This is a genomic window from Erwinia sp. PME.40.26/001 (assembly GCF_055556675.1).
The window spans coordinates 341989-362403 of sequence record NZ_JBVHNP010000003.1; the positions used below are offsets into that span (position 1 = coordinate 341989).

General features: G+C 57.9%; 13 protein-coding genes. All 13 read right to left on the reverse strand.

What is annotated here, in order from left to right; translation table 11 throughout:
- Position 1 precedes the first annotated feature (1 nt).
- Positions 2–4057, reverse strand: coding sequence for a cellulose biosynthesis protein BcsC (locus ACZ3HG_RS12025; RefSeq protein ID WP_465332918.1), 4056 nt, complete (start codon positions 4055–4057; stop codon positions 2–4).
- Positions 4057–6699, reverse strand: a complete 2643-nt coding sequence (gene bcsB / locus ACZ3HG_RS12030; protein WP_465332919.1) for a cellulose biosynthesis cyclic di-GMP-binding regulatory protein BcsB — start codon at positions 6697–6699, stop codon at positions 4057–4059. The genes ACZ3HG_RS12025 and bcsB overlap by 1 nt, the downstream gene beginning before the upstream one ends.
- Positions 6696–8795 carry a UDP-forming cellulose synthase catalytic subunit gene (gene bcsA / locus ACZ3HG_RS12035; RefSeq protein WP_191934408.1) on the reverse strand — a complete coding sequence of 700 codons (2100 nt, stop codon included), beginning with the start codon at positions 8793–8795 and terminating at the stop codon, positions 6696–6698. The genes bcsB and bcsA overlap by 4 nt, the downstream gene beginning before the upstream one ends.
- Positions 8796–8890: 95 nt before the next feature.
- Entirely contained in the window at positions 8891–9688 is a 798-nt protein-coding gene (bcsQ, locus tag ACZ3HG_RS12040; protein WP_191934407.1) for a cellulose biosynthesis protein BcsQ, read from the reverse strand.
- Entirely contained in the window at positions 9679–10365 is a 687-nt protein-coding gene (gene bcsO, locus ACZ3HG_RS12045) for a cellulose biosynthesis protein BcsO (protein WP_465332920.1), read from the reverse strand. The genes bcsQ and bcsO overlap by 10 nt, the downstream gene beginning before the upstream one ends.
- Before the next feature lie 582 nt (positions 10366–10947).
- A complete protein-coding gene (gene dppF, locus ACZ3HG_RS12050) occupies positions 10948–11949 on the reverse strand; it encodes a dipeptide ABC transporter ATP-binding subunit DppF (RefSeq protein WP_191936773.1) in 1002 nt (333 codons plus the stop codon).
- Positions 11939–12925, reverse strand: a complete 987-nt coding sequence (gene dppD, locus ACZ3HG_RS12055; protein ID WP_191934404.1) for a dipeptide ABC transporter ATP-binding protein — start codon at positions 12923–12925, stop codon at positions 11939–11941. Before dppD ends, dppF begins: the two co-directional genes overlap by 11 nt.
- A gap of 8 nt (positions 12926–12933) precedes the next feature.
- Positions 12934–13836 carry a dipeptide ABC transporter permease DppC gene (dppC, locus tag ACZ3HG_RS12060; protein WP_465332921.1) on the reverse strand — a complete coding sequence of 301 codons (903 nt, stop codon included), beginning with the start codon at positions 13834–13836 and terminating at the stop codon, positions 12934–12936.
- Between the two features lie 9 nt (positions 13837–13845).
- The gene (gene dppB / locus ACZ3HG_RS12065) at positions 13846–14865 is read right to left on the reverse strand and encodes a dipeptide ABC transporter permease DppB (RefSeq protein WP_191934402.1); all 1020 of its coding nucleotides are present in this window, start codon (positions 14863–14865) and stop codon (positions 13846–13848) included.
- Between the two features lie 202 nt (positions 14866–15067).
- Positions 15068–16678, reverse strand: coding sequence for a dipeptide ABC transporter periplasmic-binding protein DppA (dppA, locus tag ACZ3HG_RS12070; RefSeq protein WP_191934401.1), 1611 nt, complete (start codon positions 16676–16678; stop codon positions 15068–15070).
- A 784-nt stretch (positions 16679–17462) separates the two neighbouring features.
- Positions 17463–19139, reverse strand: coding sequence for a kdo(2)-lipid A phosphoethanolamine 7''-transferase (gene eptB / locus ACZ3HG_RS12075; protein ID WP_191934400.1), 1677 nt, complete (start codon positions 19137–19139; stop codon positions 17463–17465).
- A 291-nt stretch (positions 19140–19430) separates the two neighbouring features.
- Entirely contained in the window at positions 19431–19859 is a 429-nt protein-coding gene (locus ACZ3HG_RS12080) for an organic hydroperoxide resistance protein (protein WP_191934399.1), read from the reverse strand.
- Positions 19860–19951: 92 nt separating this feature from the next.
- Complete coding sequence (locus ACZ3HG_RS12085) at positions 19952–20410, reverse strand: MarR family winged helix-turn-helix transcriptional regulator (RefSeq protein ID WP_191934398.1); 459 nt, start codon at positions 20408–20410, stop codon at positions 19952–19954.
- Positions 20411–20415: the final 5 nt, after the last annotated feature.

Here is a 20415-nt window from a genome sequence, read left to right on the forward strand (position 1 = left end):
CTTATTTGCCTCCCAGCATGTAGCGGAAGTAGAGCTGCGCTGTACTTTCGTTATAGTCACCAAAGGTGTCATAACCCAACTGACCGCCGATGGTGACGTCTTTGTTAATCTTGTAGTCTGCACCCGCGTGCAGGTTATAGCCGATACCGCTCTTGCTGCCGCCGCTGAAGTACGCCTCTTTGGCATAGCCTGCCGTTACGGCATCTTCCAGCAGTGACTGGTAATCGCTGTTGTTCGGGAAGTAAGCGCTGCGATCCTGAGTGTAAGACTGGTAGCCCGCCGAACCGCCCACTTTTACGCTCAGATCGTCATAGGTCTGAGTGAAGTCTACCGGGAACGACACGCTGATATAGTTCTGCGGGCTGAAGTAGCCCCCCTGGCCGTAGCTGAAGTTGCTGAGGTTCTTTGAGAAGTCCATCCAGCTGATGTTGATGCCGGTTTTCAGTTCGCGATCGGTAAAGTGGAACGGACGCACATAGGCCCCGGCGTTACCCATTAACGAAGTGTTACTGGCCACATTTTCCCCGACATAGCTGTACCCTCCCGCGCCGACATAGAAGCCGGCATCGCCGTCGTCGTAGCTCAGCATGGCGTTACCGCCGTTTTTAGTGACGCGGCCCCAGCTTTTCCCGGAGTACTTGTCTTTCACCCCGACGTAAGAAAGCAGGCTGTCGGTCACCGCACGGCGTTCGCCCGTGAGGATCAGCGTCAGGTAGTCGGTCAGCTTCGGTGCCCACTTCACGCCGCCAACCATCGTACTGAGATCCTGACCGAGCGGCGTACTGCCGAGGTCAATCTTGTAGCTGTCGCCGCTTAACGCCAGGTTCAGCTCCACGCCGGAGGCCGTCTGCGAGTCGGTCGAGGATGACGATGCGGTATCGACATTCACCTTACGCGAAGAGGCTGCGAGGTATTTCGCCAGCGTGGCATTGTTATTCAGGCTCTGTAAGTTGCTCAGGCCGCTGTTGGTGAACGGATTGTAGTCGGCGCTATCAATACCGGTGAGGTTGGTCAGGGCAGCCCCCACCCCCGGATTAGCCGCATCGAATACCGTTTTCTCGGCAGCGGTCAGTCCGCTGTAGCTGGTCTGTTCATTTTTGATGTTCTGGATGAGGTTAGCGACCGCGACTCCGGCCGCTCCGGTGCCAAGGCGGCGATAAGCATCACCGCTGGCGCTGCCGGCGCTCAGGGTCATTGGCGTCACGGTGAAGTCAAAGCGGGCATCGCCCAGCGGAGAGCTGGACCACACCAGCGGCGCTTTGGCTTCGGTCAGTTTGCTCAGGCCGTTCTCGCCGTCGCGGCCACGGATCTGAATACCGCCCTGCATCCAGGTGCCCGTATCTTTCTCCAGCTCGTCCATCATGGTGTCAATCTGATGTAGCGTCTGATTCTGCTGGAGGGCGGCCTCTGAGCCACCGCCAACCACCGTCAGGCCCCCGCTGGCCCCCCCGATCTCGCGGTAGTCACGCGCATCCGGCGCCTGCTGCCACGGCATGGTATTGCCATACACCGACGGGGATTTGCGGACCGTCATGGTGGTGCGGTTGATAAACGGATTATCAGACAGCGTCAGCCCACCAATGCCGGCGGTGCTGCCGACACTACTGCCGTCCAGCCCGATCATCTTCCCTTTGGCGGTGCGCAGGTAGCTCAGGGCCTGATTATGGTCCCCCTCCGCTTCGGAAACCCGCGCCAGCAACAGCAGGCGCTCCGGCGACGGTTCCCCGCGCAGGCCGCTGGCCAGTGCGCGCGCTTTGGGCACATCGTTTAGCGCCAGCGCGGTGTTGATTGCCCCTTCGCGCGCGTCCTGAGTCTCGGTATCGCGCGTCATCAGGTAGTCGTACACCACCGCGGCTTCTTTGTTCATCTTGCCGGACTGGTACAGGCGGGCCATGGCAAACATCAGGTCGGTATTCTGCGGATCTTTCTGCAGGGCGCCGATCAGCTTATCGTAAGCCGCCGCGTACTGTTTGCGTTCACGCAGGTCATCCACTTCATTAATTACCCCGCCGTTACGGATCCCCGCCAGCTGGGCGCGGGTGCTGCGTGACTGCAGTTCCGGGTTATTGAGGAAGGCCTGCGCTTCACCGCCCAGTCCCGCCTGATTCAGTACCGCCACCTGTGCCGCGTAGTCACCGGCATTACCCTGTACCCCGCGCTGCATATTGCCGCGCACCACCGCCACCGCGGTGGTCATATCGCCCGCCTGCGCCAGGCCTTTCGCCAGGTTACCCGCATCCGCCGGGTTCTGCGGCGGGTTCGCCGCCAGCGCTTTCAGCGTGTTGGCCGCCGCCGCACTGGAGCCCTGGGTCAGATACTGCTGCGCCACGGACATCTGCTGGTTGAAGTTCACACGCTGGATCAGCGCGCGCATCTCTGCGTTTTGACTCCGGGCCGGAATGCGTGACAGCAGGCTCTGCGCCTGGCCCCAGGCCCCGCTTTCGCTGGCAAACAGCGCGGCCGCATACACTTCATTACTGCTGGCACCGTTGCGGAAAGCAGGCTGCATCACGCCTGCCGCCGCTGCGGTATTGCCCTGCTGCTGATAGATCCGGGCAAGGTCAAGGCGCAGCCAGCCGTCGGCCGGGAAACGCTGCATACCCTGCTGCAGGATCGTAATGGCCCGCTGCGGGTTGCCGGCCGCCAGCGCCTGCTTCGCGTCACGGCGCACCGGTTCACTGGTCGCCACCGGACGCGGCGTCACCGCCTCTCGCACGCTGGAGGGCAGGGAGGCCAGTAGCGTATTGGCTTCGGCAGTATTGCCCTGCTGTCGCAGCACGTAGAACAACCCCTCTTTCGCCGGACGGTTAGCGGCATCGCTGGACAGCACGTCACGGTAGGTCTGCGCGGCCTGATCCAGCTGATTGTTACGGCGCAGCACGTCGGCACGGAACAGCTTCGCCGCCACGCCTTTCTCGCCCGCCGCCTGGGTTAACGGTGCGCTGAGGCTTAAGGCCTGTGCGCTGTCTCCGGATTTCATCGCCTGCTGGGCGGCGGCTAACTGACCGTAGAAGCGGGCATCGGTTGCCTGCTGCTGGCGCTGTTCGCTGTTGCTGCCGCCGAGCTTCGCTGCTCGCTCCAGATAGTCTGCCGCTCTGGCATAGTCGCCGCTGCGCTGTGCCACATAGCCCAGGCCGGCCAGCGCGTCGGCATCCTCCGGGTTGGTTTGCAGCACCTGATCGAAGGCGGTCTGTGCGCCGCTGACATCGCCGCTGTTCAGGGCGTTAAAGCCCTTACCTTTGGCCGCGCCGCCGACGTTTTTACGGAAGTGATCCATCACCGCCGTATCCTGCGGATGACGCTGCTGATAGTTCTGATACAGCGGTGCATCGCCCGGCTGCGGCCCCAGCCACAGCAGCGCCTGACGCAGGGAACGGTCAGCATCGGCATTACCGCCCGCCAGTCCCTCCAGCGTTTGCAGCCCCTCACGTCGGGTCGCTTCCTGCCAGGTCAGGGCTTTGCCCAGCGCCAGCTTCGCGCCGGTATCCTGTGGATGCTGCGCCGCGAACTGCCGCAGGTTGTCCACCGCCTGCGGCAGCAGAGTGCGGTCACCGGCCATGGTCAGGTAATACTCCGCCGCCACGCTGGCCGGTGGCGTATTGCCGCTGAAGGTGTTGCGCCAGGTCTGCAGGGCGGCCGCCGTATTGCCGCTGCGCGCCTGCTGACGGGCCAGAGCCAGCTGTGCCGCCGGGATGGTTTGCAGCTGACGGGCTTTGTCCAGCTCCGACAGGCGCGGGTCCTGCGGAGAAACCTGGCTCAGGCGCGCGCGCCATCTGGCCGCGTCGGCACCGTCCCCGCCCTGCTGAGACCACAGCGCCATCAGGTACAGCGCCTGGGCGTTGTTCCCGTCCACCATCAGCACTTTATTCAGTGCATCACGCGCCAGCTCATCGTGGGCTTTCTGATGCCAGTAGTTGGCCTGATCAAACAGCGCCTGAATGGCCGGATTGTTCTCTGCTGCCCACATCGGGAAGGCCATCACCGACAGCACCAGGCCGCTGCCAGCCATCCAGCGGTGACGAATTCTGGCGGTTAAAGGGGTGAGTTTTGTTTTCATTATTCTTTCTTCTCGCCAGAGGTACGGGAGTGATTCTGCGGATGCAGACGACGCCATGAATGACGTTTCAGCAGGACATAAACGCTCAGACCGACCAGTGCGGAGCAGCACAGGGCAAGCAGCGCCAGCAGTACCGCATGCTGATTGGCATACCATACGACCATCATGTACCACGGCATTTGGCCGCTGGGGAACTGCGCCCCGACGGTGAAACTGCGGATACCGTTTTCATCGGTAATGATCGCCGTATCGCCCCGGATACCGGCGTTAATCCGCGATGAGGTCATGTCGTTATGCAGGCGCGCCAGCTGGTTATCATCGGTCGCGACGGTCATCACCACCAGACGGCTGCTGTTCCACGGCGAGCGGTAGCTGATAAAACCGCGCCAGTCTTCATTGGATGAGAAGTAGCGGTCCGCATCCAGCGTCTGGCGATACCAGTCACCGGTCAGCCAGCCACGCAGGTTATCCAGCATGTTCGGCACTTTGACGCCCAGCGTATGGTTGTTCAGCTCATAGGGGGAATCGGACAGCATCTCGCGGTTGAAACCGGCCTGTGCCAGCGTCGACACCGAGAGGATATCGCTGTTTTCCAGGCGACCGCGCAGCGTACCGGCGGCCGGGATGCCAAACACCACGCTGTTCTGACTCAGCGCAACGCCGGTGGCGTTACCCGACCGGCCTGCCATATCCAGCAGGGTGCTGATCTCCGCGTTACTCGGGACCGGGGGCAGCATCAGCAGGGTTTGCGAATAGTCAGCCAGACGCGAGAACGGGAAAGAAGCCCCGACAAAGTACGAGAGGTTGGGCAGCAGCGTAAAGTGACGGGTATGGCTGAGGTCGATAAACGAATCCTCCTCAATCCGGCTCTTGATGTTGTTGTTGGTCAGCACGCTGCACGGTGCGCTGGCCTTCGGCTTGATGTTGAAGTAGAGCTGCATCTGGTTGTCCCCGTAAATCAGATACGGATCCAGCTTCAGGGTGTATTTCTCCTGACGCGCATCGCCGCCCAGGCGGTGCCAGATATTTTCCAGCAGCCCGATCTTGTTCACCGTCAGGTTCCGCAGGAAAGTCCCGTTCAGCGTGACGTTAAGCAGGGAGCTATCTTCATCAATCCAGCTTTCAGATGGGAAGCGGTAGTTCAGCTGTACCGGAATGCTGTCCCCGTCCCAGAGGAACAGGTCGGGGGCCGCACGGAAATTGACGCGCAGCGCATCATGCCAGAGGCCCGTGGTAGTCAGGTTCTGATCCTTACGCAGCAGCTCGCTGAGACGCACCGGTCGCTCGGTATTGATCCAGCGCGGTGCATCGTACGGCTTGCGCAGCGGCATACTCTGCGGGGCAACGGCCAGCGACGGCGCATCCACCGCCAGCGGCTGCAGCAGACGCCAGGTGGCCTGACGCAGCTCGTCGTCGGTTTTCCCGACCACCAGCAGCAGCTTATACACCGGATTGTCCGGGTTATTAACGATTTGCAGGGAGGGGCCGTCGCTGTCCGGCAGGGTCAGGCTGCCGATTTTTTCACCGGGATGGCCCAATACCACGCCGTTCTTCTCGGGCAGCGCGCCACGTAATACCGGGAAACTGATGCCGCGATAGTCTGCCTGAATCCCCATCCAGGAAGCGAGGATCGCCGCGGCGCTCACTTCACCCGGCGTAATATTGTCGCCGAACGTCATGGCTACGCTGGCCGGACTCATGCGCAGTGGATCGATAAACGGGCGCGGGAAGTTGCGCAGGCTGGTCCCCATGTTCAGCTGCTGGCCCTCCAGCGCCAGCGTGGTCTTCGGCAGGATAGTGACCTGATACTGCTGGGCACTGTCGCGCTCACACAGCAGCTGGTCGGCATCGTTGATTTTAAAGCTCAGGTTATTGCTGGACACCACCATCGCCGCCGGGATATCCAGCTGGTAATCTTCGCTGGCGCGATCGGAGGCACTCAGCGGCAGGGTCCCCAGCGGCTGGCCGTTCAGCATCAGCTGCAGTGACGTATTCCGCGCCGCCAGCGCCTGGGACACTTTCAGCGACAGGTTCAGGCGGGCATTGGTGACCACTTCATCGGTTGGCAGGGTGAAGACGATGCCGGACTGCAGCTGGCCGCCGGTCAGGGTGATCCCCTGCTTCTGCCCCATCTGCGCTACGCTGACCGTGCTGGAAAGCGGCTGATTTAGCGATACGGCAGGCTGAGGCGCGGCCTCGTCCATGACCGGGGCCGGCAGCGGCGGCAGACCCGCAGGCAGGCCTTCGTTGGTGCCCGGCGGCAGCGCGGCTTCATCCCCCGCTGGCAGGCTGTTTTCCACCGCACCGGCAGGCAGATCGTTTGCTACGGCCTGCCCTTCTGCCGGCTGAGAGGTTTCCACCGGCGGAGAGACAGCAGGCTCCTGTGCCGGACTGGCCGGCTGGGAAACAGCGGGCTCCTGCGCCGGAGTGTCCGGGGCTTCCGTCGCCATGGCCGGAGCGTCGGTCTGCACCGGAGCAGCGGCGTCTGCCGCTGGCGACGTCACTTCTGCACCCGTATCCGCCGGCGGCGGAATATCCGATAATGCGCTGCTGTCGCGGGTGACGCTGGCCGGATCGGCCTGCACGCTGCCCAGCGTGAGCAAGGTACTCAGGCACAATGCCCGGAGGAGTAATGGCTTCATACTGCGCTGTCCTCTTCCACGCGTGCGCGCTGTTTTTTTCTTGCCCGCCGATCCTGGAATGTCAGCCAGAACAGCTCAAAAACGGTACGGATAATGTTCAGTAGCGAACGCAGGGGTTTATCTTTTGGCCCTTCCGGCTGGATCCAGGCATCGGCACGTGACAGTACCACGCGCACCAGCTCACGACGGCGGGACAGTGGCATCTCATCAAACTGCAGGCGGATAACGCCATCTTCAGCACCAATCATCTGCACCGGAATGGAGATCGCCCCGGACCGCAGGATAAGATCTATCGCTTCAATCTCATCGTTTTCATGACGCTGGTCCGGTGCCTGGATCTGCGCCCCGCCCATCGACAGGTTGACGGTATTGGAGCGTGATGAGATCCCGCTGGCGTAGTGCACCACCACTGGCAGATTGACATCAATACGAATGGTTTTACGTACCTGTTTGGTTTCACGCGCCACGGCGATGGCCGCCATCAGGATAATCAGGCTGAAGGTGGCCCAGCCAACGTTCAGCGCAATCACATAGGGATCCACGCCGAAGTAGTCGTGTGCCGTGGCCCGCACAATCCCGCTGACCACCCCCACCAGTAACAGCAGGGCGCAGATCACGTGCGGGCGCACAATGTTAAAGTCAAAGAAGCCGACGTCCAGCAGGCCCCCTTTATCCGTTACGTTAAATTTACCGTGCTTCGGTGAAATCATCGTCAGGAGGGTCGGGATCACCAGGTGGAAGGCCATCACGGTTTCGTAGATCTCTCCCCAGAAAGTAGCGCGGAAGCGGCCATTCATTCGCGAGTTGACGTACAGGGACATCACCAGGTGCGGCAGGACGTAGGCAAAGATCAGGCTGGCCGACGAGTGAATGATATTGAGGTTAAACAGCAGGTACGCCAGCGGTGCGGTCAGGAAGACGACGCGCGGCAGGCCAAACTGGAAGTGCAGCATGGCATTCAGGTAGCAGAGGCGCTGCTGCCATTTCAGGCCACGACCCAACAGCGGGTTATCGACGCGGAAAATCTGGGTCATTCCGCGCGCCCAGCGGGTACGCTGTACAATATGCAGACCCAGGCGTTCCGTCGCCAGGCCCGCCGCCAGTGGGATAGCAAGGAAGGCAGAGCCCCAGCCCAGACGCTGCATTTTCAGCGCGGTGTGGGCATCTTCGGTTACGGTTTCCACCGCAAACCCGCCGATCTCTTCCAGGGCTGAACGGCGGATCACCGCACAAGAACCGCAGAAGAAGGTGGCATTCCAGTTATCATTTCCCTGCTGCACCGGGCCGTAGAACAGGGCGCCTTCGTTCGGTATTTCACGCGCGGCCTTCAGGTTGCGCTCAAACGGGTCCGGTGAATAGAAGTAGTGCGGCGTCTGCAGCAGGGCCAGCTTCTCATCCTTCAGGAACGCGCCCACGGTAGCCTGCAGGAAGGTGCGGGTAGCAACGTGATCGCAGTCAAACACGCAGATCAGCTCACCTTTGGTGATTTTCATCGCGTGGTTGAGGTTACCGGCCTTGGCATGACGGTTGTCATCGCGGGTGATGTAGCCCACACCGACGTCAGCGGCAAAACGGGCGAACTCGCTGCGCTTGCCGTCATCCAGCAGATAGATTTTTATCTTGTCGCGCGGATAGTCGATGCACTGGGCGGCGAGCACGGTATCACGGACCACGTCCAGGCTTTCGTTATAGCTGGGCACGTAAACATCCACGGTGGGCCACAGGCTGACATCGTCAGGCAGCGGTTCAATGGTGCGCTTCAGCGGCCATGACGTTTGCAGATAGCCGAGGATTAATATCAGCCAGACATACAGCTCGGCCAAAAATAATCCGATACCGAGAATCGCCTCTACTTCAGAATTAAAATGCAGTGTCTCCGTCGCCCGCCAGTAAATATAGCGCGTGGACATCATGGCAGAGAGGACCACCATTACCAGAGAGATTTTTTTACTTTTGCTGATGCCTAATAAAAACAGAATAGCAATCGAGATCAAGCCAAAAATATATTGTTTTGAGCTATCCATCGGGGTAATAACGATGACGGCTGCGACGGGGGATAATATCAGCAGCAGAAGATAAAACATGACTTTATTCATAAGTCATCCTGAATACGTATTGTTATAATTCGTGGTAATCCCAAAATAACCGGACCACGCGTCTTCAGGCGTCCCTGCCTGGGGCAATTAAGCCGTTAACGGGACTTTAGCGGGGCATGCATTTCGCCATCACCGACTTTAATATTGAGCAACGCCGCAAGACGCTTACCGATCAGCTCAATATCAAAGGCCGCCGCGGAGACCGGGCTAAAATCGAAAATCGATTGCTGAGACGCATTGGCTTCTGCCACGCTCTCGTCACGATTCACCACGCCCATCAACCTGTCGCCCAGGCGCTGCTGCATAAACGCGGTGACGTCGCGGCTGATATTGCGGCGGCTGTCGCTCTGATTGAGGACAAAATAGTGCCCCCCCCGGTGATTCAGCGCACCACCAATCATTTTTTCATTTTCAATCTGCGGCAGCAGCGACAGCGATGCCGTGTCTGCCAGCATGACCACTAAATGCATATCGGCCAGCGCCGTCATGGCTTTCAGCGCCGGACCGGGACCGGGAGGAAAATCAGCGATAATCACCAGCCCCGGATAGTTGAGCACCGAGTGCAGGCCGCGCGCGAGGAAATTCGGGTCCCGGGTTAAATTCTCTTCAAACGCCACGCGCTGATCTTCGGTTACCTCCCCGTAAGGCAGGACAAAAATATTGCCACCGGTGGTGAGAATAGACTGGCTCCAGTCAGACGATTCAGCGGATTTCGCCACAAAGCCGCGACTGTCGGCCAGCGGGACGCCAAAGTGCAGGCGCAGGGCGTTCTGCACGTCAAAATCGATCGCCAACACCTTGCTGCCGCCGCGCGCGAGGGCATGAGCGAGGTTGGCCGCCATGGTGGTTTTACCCACGCCGCCTTTAGGGGAGCAGACACAAACTAACGGCATGAGGCAATTTTCTCCAGCAGGGGATGTAACAACATATCTTTCGGCAGCGACGCGGAAGACGGTGTGGTTCCGGTGCTAAACAGCTGTTTATAACTGACGTTCGCCGGGGGTGCCGGGGCTTCAACGGGCGCGGCTGTCGGTGCCTGAGGGACCGGCGATGCGGAAACGGCAGCGGGCGGTAACTCAGGGGCAGAGCGGGCCGCCAGCTGGGCCAGCAGCGTGCTGCCGGATAATGCGGTTTGCCGGGCAACCGGCAGGGCACGCAGCGGAGCCACGTCAGCCGGGCTGCCAGCCTGAACCGGCGCGGGCTGCGCCACGCTCACCGCCGCAGCGTCTGTCGGCAGCGAGGCGGAGATACTGTCCAGCAGCGAGGCCCCTACCCGATCAGAGGAAGCTGGCGTGGTGGCGACAAAAGACTGCACCCGCAGAGTTGATGAAGCCGGTTCAGCCACGGCCGGGGGCGGCGTAAAAGCGGCAGGATCGGCAGGCTGTGGCGCTGCCCGGTCAATACGCTGACTCTTATCCAGTACCGACCCTGCGCCATCATTCAGCAACTGTTTAATCACCGCCCAGTTGGTGGTGTCAGCGCTTAACACCTGCTCAGACATGTCTTTGAATTCAATGTGGTTTGTTTGCGTTTTTTCTTTAAAACGCTGCAGGTCATCATAGCTATTCATGAGTATGATCGCGCAAGGTGGAGGATTTCGCGGCAATATAACATATAAATTTTAATTTACTCAGACTATTCTCATATCACAGATAAATGGTTATGAGTGATTAATTAACGGCAATTCATTAAATAATTCATTGCACGGGTTATATATCAGCAGGGTGATTATTTGGCTTAGTTAATTATTTTCCACAGGTTAAAGAGAGGCTATTTTCTGTAATAGAAATACCTCACCAGAACTTACGCATTCTTAACGCGGAATTACCCACCTGCACGTTGTGGTTATCCCATGATCCTCTCCCGTGTTAAGAAATTTTGACATAAGCCACTGTGCAAAGCCTGTACAACAACCGCTTACTTCACCAGGCGCGGATTCGACTTAAGTACGACAGATAAGGAGACTTTTTATACAGCATAGCAGCGGTTAGGGAATGGTGCATTTTGCTTAAGGATTTTATGCGATGTGTAACAGAAGGCGGGCCGGAAAAGAGGCCCGGCCCCTGCGCGATACGACGAACGGCAGAGGGCGGGCCAGGATCATACGCTAAGCCGTCGGGGTCGCCCCTTCCTTCCGGCCTACACTCAGGGGTTAAGCGCCCGGGTTTTCATCCTGATCAACAGCGAAGCAGGCGACCTGCTGTCCGCCCCAGGTCTTCAGCTGCGGCTGAAGCTGCACGCAGGTGCCAAACTGGCGGCGGCAGCGCGCGTTAAAGGCGCAGCCCGGTGGTGGATTCAGCGGGCTGGGTAGCTCGCCGGTCAGCTTGATGCGCTCGCGGCGCTCATCCGGGTTAAGCCGTGGCGTGGCCGACAGCAGCGCCTGAGTATAAGGATGCAGCGGGTTGGCGAAGATCTGCTCCTTGCTCCCCTTCTCCACGCAGCGGCCGAGGTACATTACCATCACTTCGTCCGCAATATGCTCCACTACCGACAGGTCATGGGAGATAAACACGTAGGAGAGGCCGAGGTCCTGCTGCAGATCCATCATCAGATTCAGCACCTGCGCACGCACCGATACGTCAAGCGCGGAGACCGGCTCATCGGCGATCAGCACGTCCGGATCCAGCATCAGCCCGCGAGCAATGGCAATACGCTGACGCTGGCCGCCGGAGAACATATGCGGGTAGCGGTCGTAGTGCTCGGTCTTCAGCCCGACCTTAGCCATCATCTCCAGCGTTTTTTCCCGGCGCTCGGCTTTGCTCAGTCGGGTATTAATCAGCAGCGGCTCTTCCAGGATCTGGCTGACCTTTTTACGCGGGTTCAGGGAACCGTACGGGTTCTGGAAAACGATCTGAATTTTCTGACGGCGCAGCTTCTCCGCTTCCGGATCGTGCTTCAGCAAATCCTGCCCCTGATAGAACAGCTGACCTTCGGTTGGCGTTTCGATCATGGTCAGCAAGCGGCCCAGGGTCGATTTACCGCAGCCGGACTCGCCCACCACGGCCAGTGTTTTACCGCGCTCCAGGTCAAACGACACGCCATCCAGCGCTTTAACCAGCCGCTCCTGACCAAACAGGCCTTTTTTAACCGGGTAGTGCTTCTTCAGGTCGATGGCCTGCATCAGCAGGGTCGATTTGTCGTGTTCAGGCTTCATAAGCAGGTCTCCCGGCATCATCCAGTGGGAAATGACATTTGGACTGACGCCCGGCAATATCACGTAAAGGCGGCTCTTCGCTGCGGCAGCGGTCCTGCGCATACGGGCAGCGCGGGTTGAGCAGGCAGCCGTTCGGGCGGTCGTACTTGCCCGGTACCACGCCCGGCAGGGACGCCAGGCGGGCTTTGTCTGCGGCAAATTCCGGCAGCGCACGCAGCAGCGCCTGGGTGTAAGGATGGCGCGGGGCTTTAAAGATATCCACCGCCTTACCCGTTTCCACCACCTGACCGGCGTACATCACGATAATGTGCTGTGCGGCTTCCGCCACCAGCGCCAGATCGTGGGTGATCAGGATCAGCGCCATATTTTCCTGGCGTTGCAGATCGAGCAGGAGCTCAATGATCTGCGCCTGGATCGTCACGTCGAGCGCCGTAGTGGGTTCGTCAGCGATCAGCAGCTTGGGACGGCAGGCAATTGCCATGGCGATCATCACGCGCTGGCTCATGCCGCCGGACAGCTGATGCGGATAGACATCCAGACGTGATGCCGGATCGGGAATGCCCACCTGGTTCAGCAGGTCAATGGCGCGCTGACGGCGGGTACGCTTATTCCCCCCCTGATGCACCTTGATGGCTTCCATAATCTGGAAGCCCACGGTGTAGCAGGGGTTGAGGCTGGTCATCGGATCCTGGAAAATCATTGCGACGTCCGAGCCCACCAGCTGGCGGCGCTCTTTTTCCGAAATGCGTTTCAGGTCGCGCTGGTTAAATACCAGATTATCCGCCATCACTTTGCCGGGGTAATCAATCAGCCCCATAATTGCCAGCGAGCTGACCGATTTACCGGAGCCGGACTCGCCGACGATACCCACCACCTGACCCTGCTCAACCTGATAGCTGATGCGGTCGACGGCGCGGAACGGTGCTTTTTCGTCGCCGAAATGCACCGAGAGTTTATCTACCGTTAATAGTGCCATCTCGTTGCCTACTGTTTGAGTTTCGGGTCGAGAGCGTCGCGTAAACCGTCGCCCATCAGGTTAAATGCCAGTACCGTCAGCAGAATGGCAACACCCGGGAAGGTGACCACCCACCAGGCACTCTGCGCAAACTGCAACACGTCGGAGAGCATGGTGCCCCACTCCGGCGTAGGCGGTTGTGCACCCATACCCAGGAAACCCAGCGCGGCCATATCGAGGATCGCGTTGGAAAAACCGAGAGACGCCTGCACGATCAGCGGTGCCAGGCAGTTTGGTAAGATATTGACGAACATCTGACGCACGGCACCCGCTCCGGCCACGCGGGAGGCCGTGACGTAGTCGCGGGTGACTTCCACCAGGACCGCCGCACGGGTCAGTCGAATGTAGTGCGGCAGGGCGACAAAGGTCAGCGCTATCGAGGCGTTGACAATCGACGGGCCGAAGATCGCCACCAGCACCAGCGCCAGCAGCAGGCTTGGCAGCGCCAGCATAATATCGACCAGACGCATGATCGCTGCGTCTACCGTCCCGCCGACGTAGCCGGCAATCAGGCCAAAAATCACGCCAAAGATCAGCGACAGCACCACCACCAGACAGCCGACCAGCAGCGACAGGCGGGCACCGTACATCAGGCGCGACAGCACATCACGGCCGACGTCATCCGTGCCGAATACATACTGCCAGCTGCCGCCTTCCTGCCAGGCCGGTGGCTTCAGCAGCGCATCGCGGAACTGTTCCGCCGGGGCATGAGGTGCCAGCACGTTGGCAAAGACCGCGATGAAAATCATTACAACCACGTACACCAGGCCGATCACCGCGCCTTTGTTACGCTTAAAGTAGTGCCAGAATTCCTGTAACGGGGTCATCGGCTTGGGTGCAGCGTTAACGCTGCCTGGATCCACAACAGACATGTTGGCCCCTTATTTCTTATGACGAATGCGCGGATTAACCACGCCGTAAAGCACGTCGACCAGCAGGTTGACGACGATAATCAACGTAGCCACCATCAGCACCCCACCCTGTACAACCGGGTAGTCGCGGCGCTGCAGGGCGTCGATTAACCAGCGCCCCAGGCCTGGCCAGGAGAAGATGGTTTCCGTCAGGATGGCGCCTGCCAGCAGCGTACCAACCTGAAGACCAATCACCGTGACCACCGGCAGCATGGCGTTGCGCAGCGCGTGAACCACGATCACCCGCATCGGGGTCAGCCCCTTAGCGCGTGCGGTACGGATATAGTCCTCACCCAGCACTTCCAGCATCGCCGAGCGCGTCATACGCACAATCACCGCCAGCGGGATGGTGCCCAGCACGATGGCAGGCAGGATCATATGCATCACGGCATCTTTGAAATCGCCGGGTTCACCCCAGAACAGGGTATCGATCAGCATAAAGCCGGTCAGCGGCATGGTGTCATCCAGGAATACCGTGTCTCCGATGCGCCCGGAAACCGGGGTCAGATTAAGCTGCACCGACACCAGCATGATCAGCATCATTCCCCACCAGAAAATCGGCATGGAGTAACCGGTCAGGGAGATGCCAACGGCCGTATGGTCAAAGATGGAACCGCGTTTAACGGCAGCCAGCACGCCGACCGGGATACCGACGGCAACGGCGAACAGCATGGCGCAAATGCCCAGCTCAAGCGTAGCCTTAAAGCGCGGAACAAATTCGTCCCACACCGGTACGCGACTTTTCAGCGACATACCGAGGTCGCCGTGCAGGACACCTTTGATATAGGTGAGGTACTGCTGCCAGAGAGGCTGATCCAGACCGAGCTGGGCCATTAACTGGGCGTGACGTTCAGGGGAAATACCGCGCTCGCCCACCATAATCATCACCGGATCGCCGGGGATCATATGAACAAACGCAAAGGTTAACAGGGTGATACCGATAAACGTTGGGATAACAAGACCCAAGCGTCGGAGTATGAACTGCAACATATTCCGCATTCTCTTTTAGTTCCTGCCAGCCGTAACCGACAGGATTATTATTGCTCACATCTTGCGGGGGGATACCTTCAGGGGACATCCCTCCGCGACGCAGCGAACTGCGCCTTGACGACCTGTTTGCTTCCTGGCAAAAGGGCCGGAGAAACCCGGCCCTGGGGACAGTTCTCAGCGCCGGGAGTCCCGGCCCGAGACATTATTCCTTGATATCGACCTGAGCGAAGTAGTGACCACCCAGCGGATCGACAACATAGCCGGAAACTTTTTTGCTCACCGGCTCGTACACCGTAGAGTGGGCAACAATCAGCGCAGGTGCCTGATCGTGCATGACCACCTGAGCCTGCTTGTACAGTTCGATACGCTTGTTGTGATCGTCGGTCGCACGCGCAGGCTGGATCAGGTCTTCAAACGACTTGTCGCACCAGCGTGAATAGTTCGAACCGTCTTTCGCCGCCGCGCAGCTGAACAGGGTCGCGAAGAAGTTATCCGGGTCCCCGTTGTCGCCGGTCCAGCCCATCATCACGGTCTGGTGTTCACCCGCTTTCGCCCGCTTCAGGTACTCGCCCCACTCGTAGGTGACGATTTTGGCTTTCACGCCAATCTTCGCCCAGTCGCTCTGGATCATCTCTGCCATACGGCGTGCGTTCGGGTTGTACGGACGTTGTACCGGCATAGCCCACAGGTCAATGGCGAAGCCGTCTGCCATACCGGCTTCTTTCAGCAGCGCTTTAGCTTTCACCGGATCGTACGGGTAATCCTGTACGGCGTCGTTATAGCCCCACATGGTTGGTGGGATCAGGTTTTTTGCTTCCTGGCCTGCGCCCTGGTAAACCGCCTCGATAATCGCTTTCTTGTTCACTGACATGGTCAGCGCCTGACGAACTTTCAGGTTATCCAGCGGTTTTTTCTCAACGTTAAATGACAGATAGCCGACGTTCAGACCCGGCTGCTCCAGCAGGTTGATGTTTTTGTCCTGCTTCATACGCGCGATATCTGCCGGGTTCGGGTACGGCATCACCTGGCATTCGCCTTTTTGCATTTTGGCGTAGCGCACGGAGGCATCCGGGGTGATAGAGAACACCAGACGGTCAATCTTCGGCTTGGTCCCCCAGTACTCTGCGTTCGCTTTATACAGGATGCGGGAATCTTTCTGGTACTGCAGCAGCTGGAACGGACCGGTACCGACCGGGTTCAGATCCACTTTTTCCGGGGTACCCGCTTTCAGCATATTGTCGGCGTATTCCGCTGACAGGATCGACGCAAAGTCCATTCCCAGGTCGGCAAGGAACGGCGACTCTGGACGCGAGAGTTCGAAACGCACCGTGTTGTCATCAACTTTGACGATTTTGCTGATCAGCTTCGGCATATCCATGCCTTCGAAATATTCGTAGCTGCCACCGGAAACACCGTGATATTTGTTGTTTTTGTCCAGCTGGCGTTCAAAAGTGAACACCACATCGTCGGCGTTGAAATCGCGCGTCGGTTTAAAGTCTTTGGTGGTCTGCCACTTCACGCCTTTGCGCAGGTGGAAGGTGTACGTTTTTCCGTCTGCACTCACATCCCATTTTTCGGCCAGCCCGGGGTGCAATTCCGTGGTCCCGATGGTGAACTCCACCAGACGGTTATAAATCTGACGCGAACTGGCGTCATAAGTGGTGCCAGAGGTAAATAACTGTGGGTTAAAACCTTCAGGCGAACCTTCAGAACAGTAAACCAGGGTCTTCGCCTGAACACCTGTAGCCATTAACAACGCGATAGCGCTGAGACCGACCTTCAGCATCCCGGATTTAGCCAGGGAAATACTCATGCTTATGCTCCAGTAGTGATGTGATGTTGTGTGCGTTACCCGGCGCTGTATTGCTGGGTATTCACGCCGACCGATAATTTTTGTGAGTGGTCTGTGCGTGGTGCCTTGCGGCATCAGTAAAACAGGCGGGATCAGAGAGGCGCTGACGAAATGAAACTATCAGACAAATCCCCTTACCTTTTGTACTGAGGGTTCAATTTGTCAATAGTTTCAGGGAACGTCAATACAAGTGTCGGGTATTTGCTCTTTCTGTGAGAAACAGCAAGCAAATATAAAAAAAACAAATCAATAACATTTCCAGCGTTAAACGTTATTTAATGTGATATTAACCACATTAAACCCTGGCTTAATGCCAGTGAAGTAGCATATCGCGTCGGGAAAAAACCCAAAAAATAATCCACAAAAAGTCGATTATCACCCGATAAAGTGGGCTATATGGCTAACTTATAGATAAAAATGCTGCAACGCAGAGATAAGAAATGAGCAACAAGTCGGAATCGGTCATAAGAAAAACGCGACGCAAATTAAGTGATTCATCGCAGGTGCGATAAGGCTTTTATGCAGTTTTACAGGACGGGTTTTGCGATAAACGGACGTACCCCAGGGTTGAGCGGTAGCAGATTATTCGGCAGGAGGCGGTCACAGCGTGGCGGGTTTTGACACCCACGGCGGGTTCGAATATTTGAAGGGATGGAACCGGTTTGAGATAAGCCGCACGTCAGGCCCCCGGGAAGCACGCGCCAGGGGGACGACCCTTTTCCGGTCGTCCCCGTGACAGTTACGGTTACGGTTTTTTCGGGTCGGCACACCAGTTATTAGCCTGCTTAATCCCGCCGTCCGGCGAGGTATAGCCCAGGCATCCCAGGATGGTGTCAAACAGCTCAACGTGGCGATGGGTTTTCCCTGCCTTCTGCTCTGCCTGTAACCGCTCAAAAGCACTTTTATTTGCCGGGTCTTCCAGATATTTATCCGACGCCCAGACAATCATGGGTACGCGGAACTGCTCCGGCGGGGCCATATTACGTGGCGTACCGTGCAGGTGCATATTTTCGCTGATGGACTCACCGTGATCGGCAGCGTAGAACACAATCGCTTTCTTATCACGCAGCTGGTCATAGACGCTGTCCAGCATGGTGTCGACATACAGAATCGAGTTGTCGTAGGCGTTGATCAGCATCTCTTTACTGCAGGTATCGTCCACGCCCAGGCACTCCGGCTGGTAGCGGGCGAACTCGCGCGGATAACGCTGAGAGTATAAGTAATGAGAGCCTTTGGTGTGCAGGATCACCAGGTGTTTACCCTTAGGGTGATCGTCAATAGAGGCCTTCAGCTCCGGGATCAGCAGCATATCGTCCACTGATTTCCCCTGGTTACGCTTCTCTGAGCCAATCTGCTCGCGGAAGGCGTAGCTGTCAGCGTCGGTGTTGTTATAGAACCACACCTCACTCTGCATCGCAAAGAGATCGGAGCTGAAGCCCAGTTCCTTCAGGACGGCAAAGACGTTCTGCTCTTTCAGCGTGCGGCCAGGGTTATCCATGGTCCCGCCCTCGCGCACGAACATGCAGCGCAGGGAGAGCTTGGTCGAGGTATCGCAGGACTCCCCACGGAACGCCACCAGGTTTTTCTCTTTCGACAGCTTCGGCGTGTTATCACGCTCGTAGCCCAGCAGTCCCATATGATCCCAGCGCGTGGTTTCGCCAATCACGAAGACCACGTAGGTATCATCCAGCCCTTCTGGCGCGTTATAGGTGAACTTCTTCGCCGGATCGAGCAGGTTTCCGCTGTCCATTCGTTCGTCATAGGTGGTGTAGGCAAACAGCCCGACGGCACTCAGCCAGTTAGACGGCAGATAAGAGTGTGCCACCACGCCGCCATAGCTCGGCAGATCAATGTTGGTGACTTTCTCATTAGCGCTCTGGATTTTATCGAAATAGCGGATAGGACCCCAGGTCAGTAACAGAGCCAGCAGTAGCGTCAGCAACGGCATCATGCGCTGCCCCGGCGTTTTAAGCTGTTCCAGCAGCGTCAGACGCAGGCTGCTCCACCAGATCAGCACCAGCGGCGGCAGGCTGACCAGCACCATCCAGAGAATAAAGTGGTAACCCACTACCTCTTTCGACAGGTCGGTGTCCGTGGTCATCACCGAGGCGACGATGCCGTAGCCAATCACCACGTTAAAGAAGGCCATGTAGTAACTGGCCGAAACGGAAATCACTACCAGCAGCGTGGCGGTTATCCGCCAGAACCATTTTCCACCCAGCGACAGCAGACGAAACAGGAAGAAGGTCAGCAGTACGGCTGCTGTCCCTTCTGCCAGCGCGGACAGCCACTGCATGATGTTAAATTTATCGAGAAAGGGACTAAACCGACGATAAAACACCGGAAGGTTCAAACACAGTCCGACGTAGAAGGCCAGCAACAGCGACAACTTTTGCTGGGAATACATTTTAATAGAATTCATTGGACCTTTAATCCTGGCGTAACCTAAACGAGTGCTAAAACGATCTGAACGCTAATCAGACCCTGGCACTGCCCCAGAGTTCGGTAATAACACCGATAAACCTTAAGGCCGCCCATAACCAGAGGAATCTGATAAGAAAAGTAGGGGGCGTAGTTAAACACACTCAGGGACGTTAGTCTGTGAACAACGAAAATTTTGGCATTTTTACGTTTAAACCCGCAGAAGGGGTAACAGCGGAAGGATGGCACACAAGGCAGGAACATCACCGGGGCCTCAGCCCCGGTCAGGGACTTAGTTAATGATCGTCAACGTCACGTCGATATTGCCCTGGGTGGCATTCGAGTAAGGACAAACGATATGGGCAGCATCAACCAGTTTCTGTGCATCAGCGCTGTCCATGCCCGGCAGGTGGATGTTCAGTGTCGCCTCAATGCCAAAACCGGTCGGCAACGGGCCGATACCCACTTCGCCTTCCACGAACGCCTCTTTTGGCATGGCCAGTTTGTCACGCCCGGCGACAAACTTCATCGCCCCGAGGAAACAGGCCGAGTAGCCAGCAGCAAACAGCTGTTCCGGGTTAGTGACGTTACCGCCCGCCCCGCCCATCTCTTTTGGCAGGCCAAGCTGGAGATCCAGCACGCCGTCGGAGGAGGTCGCACGGCCTTCACGGCCACCGGTGGCTTTTGCTTTTGCACGGTATACAACTTTTTCTAAAGACATGGTGAGCTTCCTGTTGGTTTATTTTACGAGCGATTAAATCGCGCACTATATATATTGTTACAGCATAGCGTTATGCGCAACCTTCACCGCCGTCAGCGGTTAAGGTTATCGCGGAGTATTTCCAGTTCGCCCTTCAGTGACTGAAGTGTCTCCAGCTCACAGGCCGAAGCACAGCGGACTGACTCGGGAATATCCAGCGCCTTCATGCGCAGTTCACGCCCGGCATCGGTCAGGGTGACCACCACCTGGCGTTCATCTTTACGCGAGCGGAGGCGGTGTAACAGGCCCGCCGTCTCCAGGCGCTTCAGCAGCGGAGTCAGGGTAGCGGAGTCAAGAAACAGCCGCTCGCCGATTTCCGATACGGTTACGTCATCGCGCTCCCACAGTACCATCATCACCAGGTACTGAGGATAGGTGATCTCCAGCGGGGCCAGCAGCTGCCGGTAGAGCTTATGCAGCGCCAGGTTGGCGGAGTAAAGAGCGAAGCACATCTGCTGATCGAGCAACAGTGGCGCATCCGCTGCTTTTTTGTCATCTTTATCTTTAGTCATGACAA